Source organism: Vibrio sp. zbq_1 (genome assembly GCF_043102935.1).
GTDB classification, from domain to species: Bacteria; Pseudomonadota; Gammaproteobacteria; order Enterobacterales; family Vibrionaceae; genus Vibrio; species Vibrio parahaemolyticus.
In genome coordinates this window covers 396,079-409,250 of the sequence record NZ_JBICJH010000015.1, presented here as the reverse complement: position 1 = coordinate 409,250, position 13,172 = coordinate 396,079, and the positions used below count along the sequence as shown (strand labels likewise).

Below are 13,172 nucleotides of genomic sequence, written 5' to 3'. Positions count from 1 at the left end.
ACGCCTAACAAAACACCGCCATTTAGGCGGTGTTTGTGTTTATAAAGATAAAGCGGCGTGGCGTTAGCGCTCTCCATTCAAAACAACAGAAAGCTGATGTTTAAGCAGCGTTTTGGGTACAACAGAGCCATAGCCTGCCTCCATTGCTTTATCGATCAGCTCGTTCTTACTATTCGCTTCAAACTTGTTTCTTAGACGTGCGACGTGCCCTTCTACCGTTTTTGTGGAGATGCCCATCACTTGAGAAATAAACTGAGGTTTTTTGCCGTAAAGCAGTAAAAATAGCGTTTCTTGCTCGCGGCATGTGAGCTTTTCTGGTTTCGGATTCAGATTCGAAAAACGGAAAATGGATTGATGGTTTATGTCTGTACCGATGGCTCGACACACCCAGTAGCCCACTTCAATCACGGCGGTGTCGGTTAACTCTCGGCCATAAAAAATGGTGCCGAGGATGTTGCCTTGTTCATCTCGCCAAGGGGTTTTCGTGAAAATATGTGCGCGCCAACGCCCATCAGGGTAAGGATGAATATCAAGGATCTTCAACGATTCGCCCGTTTCGATCACATGTTTATCTTGGCGTTGAAATTCTTGTGCGCATTCAGTGGTTGGGCTCGACATCTCGAAGTCAGTTTTACCAATGCACTCTTCTGGTGAGGCATGGCCCAATAATTCGGCGTATTCCTGATTCACATAACGGAATACCGAATCTTTATCTTTGCATCCCCAACAACCCGGTAGCTGTCGGAGGAGCGACTGTTCTATGGTATTGACTGGAATATTCACAAGAGGACTCACTACTGCTATTTGGCCCCAAGCCATCTCTCCATCAGCTGTGTTTACACCAGCATTCAGACATGACTTGGATACATTGCCTGCTTTATGCAGGTCAGTATGCTCACTTCATGGATTCTTTCGTCATCTACGCAGTGCTATTCCTTGATCATGCTTTCGGTAAATAGCACCAGATGGCACTGGGAGCGGAGAAAAATGGATCAAGAGTACTCAGCGTGATGATTGACGTAAGGATACGGTGAGATGGCCGATATAATATCAGCTTATGCCATTGTTTTCATTTTTGAGATACAAAAAAAAGCCAGCCTGAAGACGGGCTGGCAACACAAGATATAATCTTGTCGACGTGTAGAAGAGGTTCTAAATTACATAGCGAGGGTCTGCTAAGTAAGTTAGAGGTATCAATCAGATACCGAGAGCTCAGGGTCGTATGCATCCTAGAGCTCGAGGTCTAATGTATTGAATCAGGGGCATATTAGTAAGGGGGGAAATCCCTCTATGTGGTTTATATTCAATCGATTAATGCGTTTTTAGCCATTCGCGGCAGGAATACATAGAAAAATACGAGACTTTTGTAGTGAAGATCTTTAGGAACTTAGCTTGTTGCCAATGCCCGCCTTTTCTATCTGCCCGTTTTTGTTAAGAAAGTTGGTTGTACATTGACCGTAAGTTAATCTCGCATGATCATCGTTCCGGAACTATGATCATGTGGTTGGAGTTGATCTTGTTGGTTTGATCTTGCGCGATTGGCTCCGTGGAGATTTGCAAGGCAACCGAGAAGGTATATCATGCCTCGATGTAAGCCGAACGCTTAAGATGACCGTGTGAAATGAGTGACTCAGATAACCCGAAATCCCCACCATATAAAGAAAGTATGCTGCCAAAACCAGCAGAACTGATCACATTGCCATCTTATATGGATTGCCATGATCATGCTTACACGCAGATCGTGATTGGGTTGAAAGGTCAAGCGGAATTCGAAGTCCGTGGGCAGGGTAATTTAGTCGGTCCTGGGCAAGGTTGTGTGGTAACAGCATGCTCTGATCATGCTTTCGGCGGCGTGATTCATCAGTCGGATATTTTAGTGCTGAATATGCCGAAGCCGACCAATGATGACCCTGAGATGCTTCAGAAGATCAATAACCTAGAACGTTCCCACCTTTATTTTCAACTCGATGGTCAAATTCAGAAGCTGATTCAGATGCTGGTACAGGAAATGCGTAACCATCCTGACGATCTGCTGCTTAGTCGCGCGTGTAATGACACCGTGATTGCATTGATGCAGCGCCATATCTCTGCATTTGAAACCAGCCGCAAAGATTCGCGCTTTGATCTAGAAGCAATAGACCGCTACATCGAACAACATCTCAGCCATAAGATCAGCGTTGCTCAGCTTGCGGGGCGCGTTTTCTTGGGTGAAAGCCAATTCCACAGCTTGTTTAAAGATCAGATGGGGATTACTCCGCATCAATACGTATTAGGTAAGCGCATTGATATGGCTCGTGAGCTAATCGAGCAAGGTCACCTCTCTTTAGGGCAAATCGCCGAGTTTACCGGCTTCTCAAGTCAAAGCACTTTTACTCATACCTTCACTCGATTGCAGGGACTTTCTCCCTCTCAGTATAAGAAACAGGTTGGGTAAATTTACCCAGAAAAAGACAAAACCATGCTCTATGCATGGTTTTTTTGTACTTTTTTACCTGTGATCTATTTCTCAATTTTATAGATTTGAGGCCAAATTGACGGTTTATTGAACGTTGTGGCCTCCAATGCTCAAAAGAAGGTGTTGCTATAAGAATAATCTTATTGATATTCCTAATATTTTGTTGTGATTAAAATGCAAAAATTAAAATTTACAACACAAAATATTATCTATTTGAATGTGACTATGTGGATGTTTTGTTATAAAAGCGAGTTTTTGGCAAAAATATCGTAGTTTTTGACAAGTATTATTATCGGCCTCAAAATACACTGCCAGCCATTGATGATCCTCGAAGCGGTTTTCGAGGAGTGAGATTGAGGAACACACATGTTTACAGCTACGAACGTGTTGACACCGGAATTTATCGGGCAGCCGCTTGATAAGTTGTGGTCACTGATCTCGCCATTGTATATGGTGGACGAGTCTCAATGGCTAGAGCAATTATTGCCACTAGCGACGCCGACAACGGAAGAAAAATCGGCGATCACTAACCAAACGACCAAACTTATTGAAGCCATTCGTGCCGATAAGAAGTCAATCCAGATGATTGATGCACTTTTGCTGGAATACAGTCTCGATACTCAAGAAGGTATCTTGCTGATGTGTCTCGCAGAAGCATTAATGCGCATCCCGGATGCGGCAACCGCAGACGCGCTGATTAAAGACAAGTTAAGCGTTGCGGACTGGAAATCTCACCTGAAAAACTCAGATTCTGTTTTCGTTAACGCGTCAACATGGGGTCTAATGCTGACAGGTAAAGTAGTCGGTCTTGGTGAGCAAGGCACCCAGAGCCCAAGTCAGGCTGTAAACCGTCTGGTTAACAAATTCTCTGAACCTGTGATTCGTAAAGCCATGTATCAGGCAATGAAGATCATGGGTCACCAGTTTGTTCGCGGCCGCACGATTGAAGAAGCACAGAAAAATGGTCGCCCGATGCGCGACAAAGGTTTCACTTACTCATTTGATATGTTGGGTGAAGCGGCGCTAACAACAGCGGATGCAAATAAATACTTCAAAGATTACCTAATGGCGATCGAAGCGGTGGGTCGCGAGACTTACGGTAACGACACTAGCCCTGCGCCTTCGGTTTCTATCAAGCTTTCAGCATTGCACCCTCGCTACGAAGTGGCGAACGAAGAGCGTGTTATGACTGAGCTGTACGAAACGCTCATGCAACTACTAAAACGCGCGATTGAAGTCGACGTTGCGATCACGATTGATGCAGAAGAAGCTGATCGCCTTGAGCTGTCTCTAAAGCTGTTCGAGAAGATTTACCGCAGTGACCTCGTCAAAGGTTGGGGCAAGTTTGGTCTTGTTGTGCAAGCGTACTCGAAGCGTGCTCTACCAGTATTGGTTTGGCTCAATGCCCTTGCGAAAGAACAAGGTGACTTGATCCCACTTCGCTTGGTAAAAGGCGCGTACTGGGATAGCGAAATCAAATGGTCACAACAAGCGGGCTACGAAAACTACCCTGTGTACACACGCAAAGAAGCGACCGATGTTGCTTACCTTGCATGTGCGCGTTTCCTATTAAGCGAAGGCGTACGTGGCAATATCTTCCCGCAATTTGCCAGCCACAATGCGCACACAGTTACTGCGATTGCAGTGATGGCGCAGCATAAGGATTTTGAATTCCAACGCCTACACGGCATGGGAGATTCACTCTACAACCACGTGATGGAGAAATACGGTCAACCTGTTCGTATTTACGCTCCAGTTGGTAGCCACGCGGATCTACTGCCTTACCTTGTTCGTCGTTTGCTAGAAAATGGCGCAAACAGCTCGTTTGTACACCGTTTGGTTGACGCGCGTTGCCCAATTTCTGAACTGACACATCACCCTGTGGATGCGCTAACCAGTTTTGCGACGCTGAATAACGATAAGATCCCAATGCCTTCAGGTATTTTCCCTGAGCGTAAAAACTCTTACGGCGTCAACATCGATATCGAAAGCGAAGCAAAACCATTTGAAGCGCAAGTTGAAAGCTTCCTAAACAATAAGTGGGTTGCGGGCCCTGTGATCAACGGTGAACGTTTTGCCGAAAGCATGATCAAGGAAAACCTCGCTGAGATCATTACCGCGCCTTACGATCGTCGTGTTGAAGTGGGTCAAGTCGCTTTTGCAACTCTTGATCATGTTTCCGCTGCGATTGAAGCGGCGCAAGCGGCATTCCCAGAATGGAAAGGCACTGCGATTGAGCAAAAAGCGAAGTGTTTAGAAACACTTGCTGACCTGATGGAAGCAAACTTGGCGGAGTTGGTGGCGATTTGTCATCAAGAAGCGGGTAAAACCATTCACGACAGCATTGATGAAGTTCGTGAAGCGGTAGATTTCTGTCGTTACTACGCAAAACAAGCGCAAAACCTACAACCATTTGAACTGGAAGGTTTCGATGGTGTGAAACGCATTTCTAGCCGTGAAGGTCTCGGTGTGTTCGTTTGTATTAGCCCTTGGAACTTCCCTCTGGCGATTTTCCTTGGTCAAGTAACCGCGGCGCTTGTTGCGGGTAACACAGTGGTTGCTAAACCGGCTGAACAAACCAGCTTGATTGCTGCTCGCGCGATTGATTTGATGCTGGAAGCTGGCTTCCCAGCTGGCGTAATTCAATTACTTCCTGGTCGCGGTGGTGAGATTGGTCATGCACTAACCTCTCACGACGCCATAGCAGGTGTCGCATTTACGGGCTCTACGGCAACGGCACAGCGCATCAACGTAACGTTGGCAGAGCGTACCGCGAAGCCAGTACCGTTTATCGCGGAAACTGGCGGCCAAAACGCCATGATCGTCGACAGTTCTGCACTGCCAGAGCAGGTGGTTCGTGATGTGATTCGCTCTGCGTTTGCATCGGCGGGTCAACGCTGTTCTGCGCTTCGTGTGCTGTTTGTTCAAGAAGACGTTGCGGACCGCATCATCACCCTTATCCAAGGCGCGATGAAAGAGCTACACGTTGGCTTGCCTTACTTGCACAAAACCGATGTGGGTCCGGTTATTGACCGCAATGCGAAGCAAAAACTCCTTGCTCACCTAGAGCAGATGAGCAGCACACAGAAGAAAGTTGCGCAGCTGCAACTGGAAGAAGCGTGTCAGTATGGCGATTTTGTTGCACCAAGTGCGTTCGAAATCTCTGGTATTGATGTTCTGAAAGAAGAGCAATTTGGTCCGATTCTTCACATCGTTCGCTTTAAAGCGTCTGAACTGCCAAACGTTGTTGAGCAGATCAACCAAACTGGTTTTGGTCTGACTATGGGTATCCACAGCCGTAATGAAACCACTTACCGCTGGATTGAAAAACACGCACGTGTAGGTAACTGCTACATCAACCGAGATCAAGTTGGTGCGGTTGTTGGCGTTCAGCCATTTGGTGGTCAAGGCTTGTCTGGTACAGGTCCAAAAGCTGGTGGTCCTCACTACTTGTACCGCTTTACTCAACATCTTCTTGCTCAAGCAGAGAACGCATAAGGAGTCGCATTATGGTTCATCAGATCACATATTTTAAAGATGCATTCTCTGCTTGGGAGCAGTGGAATCTGACCGATTTTGATTACAAATGCGAACATGTGTTGGCATTAAAATCTGCACTAGAAGGGCAGAATGCTGTTGTGGCAAAAGTAGTGTCTTACCACTTGCAACAAGCGTCTGCACTGCTTGCAGAACCTCATCAGTTAGTGGGCCCTACGGGGGAAACTAACGAGCTGTACGCGGCTGGTCGTGGTGTGGCTTTGGTGATTTGTGAAAACAACATCGAAAACACTGAAAACGCGCTGTACAGCACTTTTGCAATGATCACTTGTGCCCTCATCGCAGGTAACAGTGTTGTGATTTGCAGCGACAATGCCGAGCTAAACCGACTGGTTGAGCAAGCGGTATCGTCAACAAACTTCCCATCTAACTTAGTCCAAGTAGTTGCGTACGATGCGTCTGCCCCGTTGCTAGAAAGCGATGTACGTAGTGTGGGTTATGTTGGGCATTCTCAGGTTGAGCATGCGCTCAATCTTCAATTGGCTAAGCGCGATGGTGCTATCGTTGGCTTAGTTTCTGAAACGGATTTGGAGTCACCAAAACTGGCTCACGATCCGCATCTCTCGTTGCGCTTTATTACTGAGCGTACTCGAACGATAAATATTACAGCGGTGGGTGGTAACGCGACTCTACTCGAGTTGGGGAACGAAACTCACTAACCTGACTTGTGACACCAATTTGAAATAACCAGCCTGAGAGCTTGTTCAGATTGGTGTCTCTTGCTTTGACGTATTGCTGCGATGGCAAAATGTCAGAGAAGACAAGGAAGGAAATAATTATAACGAGGACTATCAAATGATAGAAAATAGCTTTGCTATCACGTCCACTTTTGTGGCGTATTTAATAATTATGGTTGCCATTGGCGTTTACGCGTATAAGAGGACTTCCAATTCATCTGACTACTTCCTAGGTGGCCGTAGCCTAGGTCCGTGGCCTGCTGCATTATCTGCAGGTGCATCAGACATGAGTGGCTGGCTGCTACTAGGTTTGCCAGGTTACGCGTATGCAGCAGGTATCGAGGCATTTTGGCTAGCAGGTGGTCTACTTGCTGGTACATGGGCTAACTGGTTCATCAGTGCAAAACGTCTGCGTACTTACAGCATCCAAACTGACGCGTTAACGCTGCCAGAGTTCCTGTCACGTCGTTTCAACGACAAATCAAAACTGATTCAGACCATCTCTGCGTTTTTCATTCTTCTATTCTTCCTTTTCTACACCAGCTCAGGTTTGGTTGCAGGTGGCAAACTGTTTGAAACCGTATTCGGCCTTGATTACAGCATTGCAGTAGTTATTGGTACAGTTTGTGTGGTTTCTTACACGCTGTTCGGTGGTTTCTTAGCGGTATCTTGGACTGACTTAGTGCAAGGCCTTTTGATGGCAGCAGCACTGATGATCGTTCCGATTGCTGTGATGGACGGTGGTTTTGGCCAACTGTCTTCAGACATGCACAACATCAACCCAGAACTACTGACGTTGTGGAATGATGTGAAAGGTGAACCGCTGTCAGCTATCGCGATTATCTCGCTAGCGGCATGGGGTCTTGGCTACTTTGGTCAGCCACACATCCTAGCGCGTTTCAAAGCATCACGTTCAAACAAGGACCTAACTACAGCGCGTCGTATCGCTGTGGGTTGGACTGCGCTTTCAATGGCAGGTGCAATGCTAGTGGGTCTAGTTGGTCTGGTATGGGTGACTGGCCACCCAGGTACGCAACTAGAAGATGGTGAGAAAATCTTTATGTTGCTTGTGAACACCGTATTCCACCCAGTGGTTGCAGGTATCCTACTAGCAGCAATCCTAGCGGCAGTAATGAGTACAGCGGATTCACAGCTTCTAGTATCTTCATCTGCACTAGCAGAAGACTTCTACAAGCAAGTGATCAAACCTGATGCTTCTTCAGAAGAAGTGGTGATGATTGGCCGTGTGGGCGTTATCGTGATTTCTTTGATTGCATTGTTCCTAGCAATGACACCAGACAGCTCTGTGCTAGGTCTTGTATCTTACGCTTGGGCAGGCTTTGGCGCGGCATTTGGCCCTGCAGTAGTACTTAGCCTGTACTGGAGCGGTATGAACCGTAACGGCGCACTAGCGGGCATCCTAGTGGGTGGCGTGACCATCGTAGTTTGGAAACAGCTAACTGGCGGTTGGTTCGACGTTTACGAAATCGTACCGGGCATCATCTTCTCAACACTGGCTATCGTGTTGGTTAGCAAGATGACTGGCGGTGCAGGTCAAGAAGTTCTAGACCAACACCAAGAGTACAAGCAGAAGTTGGTTGATTTAGACTAACCACTGCAAAGATGACTAAAGCCCGCGAATATCGCGGGCTTTTTTATTGTGTTCAAATCGGTTTAGCTAAGCGGCTTACTCGCGGATTTTTGAGTAAATCACGGTGTTACTCAGCTCTCCCGATGTGGTAAGACGTTCGTTTCTGAGTTCGCCTTCGAACTCATAACCACAGCGCTCGGCTACAGCACGGCTCTTTTGGTTGGTGCTATCAGCATGAATTGCGATTCTCTTGGCACCCAAATCATCAAACGCATAGCGCTCAACTTCGAGCACAGCCTCGGCAACATAACCATTGCCAACGGCTGCATCATCTAACCAATAACCTATCTCAAAGGATGGTACGTCGGGATCTCGAATCATCAAACCGACCGCACCCAGTAAGCGATCGCTTTCCTTTTCAATGATGTAGTAACGCAGCTCTTCTTCGAAGTTTTCAAAGTTTGCGATGGCTTTCTCTGTCCCTTCTATCATCGCTTCTAATGTCAGCACATGAGGCACCCACGGCAGATAGACTTCGAGAGTCTTTTGGCTGCGAACGACAGCTTGATGCGCCTCTTCGGCTCGTTCTAAACAAGCGGGGATGAGTTTGAGACGTTTCGTTTCCATGCTGGCTATCCTATGGGTGAAAAATGAACGGAAAATTATTTAAACAGATGTACTTAGAATGATCTAGTCAACGCCGTCATATTATTCACTTGGTTTGCCAGAGAGAAACTGAGAGAATCGAACCGTTATCAAACCAACTAGGTTCATTATGAAACTTTTAGTAAGAAACTTGGCTCGTCACATGACCGAGCAAGATATCCGCAAATTATTCTCAGCGTACGGCAAAGTAGAACTGTGTTCGCTAGTGCTTGATCAAGAAACGGGTTTGTCGAAAGGCTTCGGTTTTGTCATCATGCCGGACGAAGCAGAAGCAATTTCTGCTCTTGAAGCTCTGAATTTGACGAACGTAGAAAAAAGCAAAATTCGCGTGAAAGTCGCACAAGACTAACACAGAGAAAGCCAGCGTTATTGCTGGCTTTTTTGTCTTTCTATTTAGTGACCAAATTGGAAACTTCTGGAATGTCTTCTCTTTTTGCTTTAACGACGTTGATCATCAAGCCTCTTTTCAAGTTTTTTCATTAAATCCTTTAACTGCAGAGAATCGAAATTGTCAGAATTCGGCACTTGGTAAGAGTCGTTGACTGTGTAGATCATCAAACTTTGGCTGGAGAAGGACTCTTTCTGTATTTGGACTCTGACAATGTCATCAAGAGGTAAACGGAAGTAAACCGTTGAGCCCTGGCTGTACTTCAAGGCGTTAGTGCTTGCATCGATATATAGCGTTTTAGGATTGAACGCGCGGCGCGTGAAGTACGTTGAGATCAGTTTAAATCCTACTATCGTGAGTGCTAAGAGTCCAAACTCGACGAGCTTGTCTGCTAGGTAGGAAAAATAGAACAGCGACAACGATACCGTTCCCAGCAATAACGGGTTGTTCTTGGGCAGATTTTGTGAAGTTTCATGGATGATCATCCGACATATCCCTCGACTTTATTCAGAAGCGACGAACGTGAGTTGGTAGACACAAACCTTTCGTTCTTTGCCTTGCATGCGCAATGTTTTGTCACCGACGTAAGGGATCTTTAGTTTTTGGATCACCGATTTAGAACGCAGATTGTCCACCAAATGCATCACGGTTATTCCGTTTAACTCAAAGTGCATTCGAGCAAATTCGAGTAAGGCTTTGGAGGCCTCGAATGCATAGCCTTTCCCCCAATGTGGCACGCCAACCCAGTAGCCTAATGTTCCGTACCCCTCTTCGATACGCGGTAAACTCACCGCACCAAGTAACTCCCCAGTGTTTCTCAAGGTAATAGCGTACGCCACGCCTTGATGCTGCTGATACATCGGATAGTGCCTATCTATCCATGCTTGCGCCATCGGTAGCTCATAAGGATGTGGGATGTTTGCTGTCATGTCGGCAATTCGCTTATCTCCAGCGAGTAAAGCCACTTGTTGGCAGTCACCTATATGGAATGGCCGGAGGACGAGTCTTTCGGTAGTGAGAGTCGGTTGTATCGTCATGCATTTCTTCCTTGATGAGACGGCTGTTGTTGCTAGCAACTGGTTTACGGGGTAAATCGAGATAACAAAGCGTTACGAAAGCTCGACCTAGCCAACTGTAAAGTTGTCACGCGCCTTACTAAATAATAAGCCCTAACAATAGCTTATGTGTGATGTGTCGTATTATTACACACATAGGTGCTGTTTTTCATATAAGTGGTATAAAAGTTGAGGTCTGACCAAGGTCTCAGTTTTTTCATACTTTAGTAGGATTTTTTGAAGATAGGGCACAAAAAAGTAAAGGGGCTTTTTTATTGTGGAATTATTTTGAACAAAATATGTCAATTGTCAGTAGCACACAAAAATTCAGGGAGAAGAGAGATGCCGGATATATATTGCTCAGCGTGTAGAAAATCAACGCAACATAAGGTGATCATGAAGCGTTGTGAGCCTCAATCCGTTGACACGTTAACCGGTAAGGTGGTGAGTTTCACGCAACTGATGGCGAAGTTTGTCTCAGGTGAGCACTATTACGAGATGGAACCACAGTATTTCTGTCGTTGCTGCAACCACCGAGCGATCGGTGAAGTGGTACCTCACCCGGCAAGACACGTATCGGCCGCTCTGTAGTTTAACGTTACGCTGCTAAAGGTTCTTCGTTGGAGTAGGGCGATCCGTCGATCATCACTGGCCAGCCATAAGATGCGTATTCACGTGCTAAAAACTTCGCGACTTCGTGAGAAACCGTGGTGTATGTCCATTCGCCAACACCAAACGGTTTATACGCCAGTTGTAAGGTTAACATTGCTTTTTCCTCAATAATTTTTCCTATTATTGCCTTACTATTTGGCTCATTTCTTCTGTTTATAGCTCACTTTATTCTCTGCAAAGTTCATCGTTTCACTTTTTCATTCACACCGATTTTTCTCTTATAAAAGCCATGTGAGTGCCTTTGTTATTTATAAACTTATGTTAACAACTAGGATGTGTTTTTAGGTTGATGATGACTTTTTGTGCTAAGCAAACGTTAAAACTAAGCGGAATTCACACGTTGTTCATTTGTTAGTTTGCAAACATAACGGTAACGATTAATGTAAAGCTCCCTGAGTTGTTACAAGGATGTGTTGATGAGCTACCAATTAGACAGGATTGATCTGCATATTTTGAGAGTGCTTCATTCACGCGGACGAATTCCAGTCGTCGAACTGGCGAAGCAGATTAACTTAACCACGTCGCCGTGCTCAGATCGCGTCAAAAGGCTTGAGAAAGAAGGCTATATCAATGGTTATCATGCCGAGTTGAATGCTGAAAAATTAGGATTGGATGTTCAGGTGTTCATTCATATTCGTTTGGATCAAACCAGCTTCTCGATTTTTGAAAAGTTTGCCAAAGCGGTGGAATTGATGCCAGAAATCGAAGAGTGTTATTCACTCTCTGGTGACTTCGACACCATGATTAAAGTCCGAGTGAAGAACATGAAAGCGTATCAAGAGTTCATGTCGAGTAAGCTAGGCACGCTACCGGGTGTTATTCAGACGCGAAGTGAAGTGGTGATAGAAGAGCACAAAACGGGATTTGGTGTGAATCCGGAGCTATTAGGCTAACGCATTTGTCGTGGTACAGGACATAAAAAAGGAGCCAAAAGGCTCCTTTTTCGATAGGTCTCTCGATGTTTAGTGAAGGATTATGCGCCGATAAAGGTGCTAATAACACCAATCAAACCACCGAATACGCCACCCCAAACTACTAGCCAGCCTAGGTGTTCTTTAATCATTTTTTGCACCATTTCTTTAACCAATGCCGGCGTTAACTCGCTAAGGCGTTGGTCGATGATGCCTTCGATGTTCTGCTTAATCTCATCCATCATGGCTGGTGATTCAAACTGCTCTTTCAAAGCTTCTTTAATACTGTCGCTCTTGCTCAGTTCGATGATGGACGCTTGCATCTTTTCGACGAAAGGTTGTCGCATCGGCTGTAGAGCTTCCGCACCACCAAACATCGCTAGCATGCCGCCAAACTGGGAGCCCTCAATGACTTCTACTAGTGAGTCAAAGGCTGGGTTTAGATCCACTTTCTCAATCACAGGTTGAAGATCGATGTTCACACCGCCCGCCATTTCTTTATTCAAGAATCGGTCGATGTTCGCTTCGGTAAAAAACTGTTCCATCATCAAATTTTTGATCGCCAGTTTGAATTCTTCAAACCGTGCGGGAATCACACCAGAACCGTACAAACCCGGCACTTTTTCAAACAGCATGTGGATGGCAAGCCAGTTAGTGATGGCGCCAGAGAAGGCAAAGAGACCTGCATACCAAAGATAGTCGTTCTGAAATTGATGGCCTGCGCCCATCAAAGCGATGGCGAGCAGATTCGTTAGCAAACTTTTGTTCATAGTGACCAGTTATGTATGAATAGAGGAAGAAATAAGTGGGCCAGATTCTATACCTAAGTCACATTGAGATGCTAGGTGTTGAGCAGATTGGTTTGCGTGGAAGCGTAGGAGATAATTGAGGCTTTAGAAAAACAAAACCCGACAATCATTGTCGGGCCACTGCTTTTTCTTAGAAAAACTAAGATTCTATTTTTTTAATTTTTAGATGCGGTAGATCTTACAACAAAGTTGGCATTTCCATCTTTCTGAATAGCCGAATAGCTTGTCAGCCCAACTAGGTTTTACTTGTACGATCTGCATTGAACCACATTTACACATAAGCTAATTACCTTATTGTTAATTTAATAACTAAGCCATCTATTGAGTATAGCTGCTTATCAAAAAGTGAAACGATAAATGAATTCAGCTAGGTACTCTGCATTGTGTCCA

13 protein-coding genes are annotated in these 13,172 nt (G+C 45.6%); 7 read left to right on the top strand and 6 right to left on the bottom strand.

The annotated features are described in order from the left end of the window. Positions 1-63 precede the first annotated feature (63 nt). Positions 64-819, bottom strand: coding sequence for a PAS domain-containing protein (locus ACF8CV_RS09760; protein ID WP_005500148.1), 756 nt, complete (start codon positions 817-819; stop codon positions 64-66). Between the two features lie 802 nt (positions 820-1,621). Here ACF8CV_RS09760 and ACF8CV_RS09755 point away from each other — a divergent pair. From ACF8CV_RS09755 to putP, 4 genes are all read left to right on the top strand, one after another. Beyond that, complete coding sequence (locus tag ACF8CV_RS09755) at positions 1,622-2,434, top strand: AraC family transcriptional regulator (RefSeq protein ID WP_138938139.1); 813 nt, start codon at positions 1,622-1,624, stop codon at positions 2,432-2,434. Between the two features lie 387 nt (positions 2,435-2,821). Next, positions 2,822-5,953 (top strand): bifunctional proline dehydrogenase/L-glutamate gamma-semialdehyde dehydrogenase PutA, encoded by a 3,132-nt coding sequence (gene putA / locus ACF8CV_RS09750; RefSeq protein WP_138938138.1) that lies wholly within the window; start codon positions 2,822-2,824, stop codon positions 5,951-5,953. An 11-nt stretch (positions 5,954-5,964) separates the two neighbouring features. After that, entirely contained in the window at positions 5,965-6,672 is a 708-nt protein-coding gene (locus ACF8CV_RS09745; RefSeq protein WP_005467523.1) for a 1-pyrroline-5-carboxylate dehydrogenase, read from the top strand. Positions 6,673-6,808: 136 nt separating this feature from the next. Further along, positions 6,809-8,302, top strand: coding sequence for a sodium/proline symporter PutP (gene putP, locus ACF8CV_RS09740; protein ID WP_005484781.1), 1,494 nt, complete (start codon positions 6,809-6,811; stop codon positions 8,300-8,302). 75 nt (positions 8,303-8,377) lie between these two features. Here putP and ACF8CV_RS09735 read toward each other — a convergent pair whose 3' ends face one another. Then, positions 8,378-8,908 (bottom strand): GNAT family N-acetyltransferase, encoded by a 531-nt coding sequence (locus ACF8CV_RS09735; RefSeq protein WP_005477406.1) that lies wholly within the window; start codon positions 8,906-8,908, stop codon positions 8,378-8,380. 148 nt (positions 8,909-9,056) lie between these two features. On the opposite strand from ACF8CV_RS09735, the gene ACF8CV_RS09730 reads away from it, so the two are divergent. Beyond that, on the top strand, positions 9,057-9,296 hold the full coding sequence (locus tag ACF8CV_RS09730; protein WP_005466432.1) for an RNA-binding protein: 240 nt from the start codon (positions 9,057-9,059) through the stop codon (positions 9,294-9,296). An 89-nt stretch (positions 9,297-9,385) separates the two neighbouring features. Here the strand turns inward: ACF8CV_RS09730 and ACF8CV_RS09725 are convergent, their stop codons facing one another. Then, positions 9,386-9,820 (bottom strand): hypothetical protein, encoded by a 435-nt coding sequence (locus tag ACF8CV_RS09725; RefSeq protein WP_025637551.1) that lies wholly within the window; start codon positions 9,818-9,820, stop codon positions 9,386-9,388. Positions 9,821-9,838: 18 nt separating this feature from the next. Then, a complete protein-coding gene (locus ACF8CV_RS09720) occupies positions 9,839-10,372 on the bottom strand; it encodes a GNAT family N-acetyltransferase (protein ID WP_020841587.1) in 534 nt (177 codons plus the stop codon). A gap of 360 nt (positions 10,373-10,732) precedes the next feature. On the opposite strand from ACF8CV_RS09720, the gene ACF8CV_RS09715 reads away from it, so the two are divergent. Beyond that, a complete protein-coding gene (locus ACF8CV_RS09715) occupies positions 10,733-10,981 on the top strand; it encodes a hypothetical protein (RefSeq protein WP_011106558.1) in 249 nt (82 codons plus the stop codon). A 7-nt stretch (positions 10,982-10,988) separates the two neighbouring features. Here the strand turns inward: ACF8CV_RS09715 and ACF8CV_RS09710 are convergent, their stop codons facing one another. After that, positions 10,989-11,156, bottom strand: coding sequence for a hypothetical protein (locus ACF8CV_RS09710; RefSeq protein WP_005466428.1), 168 nt, complete (start codon positions 11,154-11,156; stop codon positions 10,989-10,991). A gap of 322 nt (positions 11,157-11,478) precedes the next feature. Between ACF8CV_RS09710 and ACF8CV_RS09705 the strand changes: the two genes are divergently transcribed. Continuing rightward, a complete protein-coding gene (locus ACF8CV_RS09705; RefSeq protein WP_005465952.1) occupies positions 11,479-11,955 on the top strand; it encodes an Lrp/AsnC family transcriptional regulator in 477 nt (158 codons plus the stop codon). Between the two features lie 80 nt (positions 11,956-12,035). Here ACF8CV_RS09705 and ACF8CV_RS09700 read toward each other — a convergent pair whose 3' ends face one another. Continuing rightward, the gene (locus tag ACF8CV_RS09700) at positions 12,036-12,743 is read right to left on the bottom strand and encodes a DUF445 domain-containing protein (RefSeq protein WP_005477484.1); all 708 of its coding nucleotides are present in this window, start codon (positions 12,741-12,743) and stop codon (positions 12,036-12,038) included. Positions 12,744-13,172: the final 429 nt, after the last annotated feature.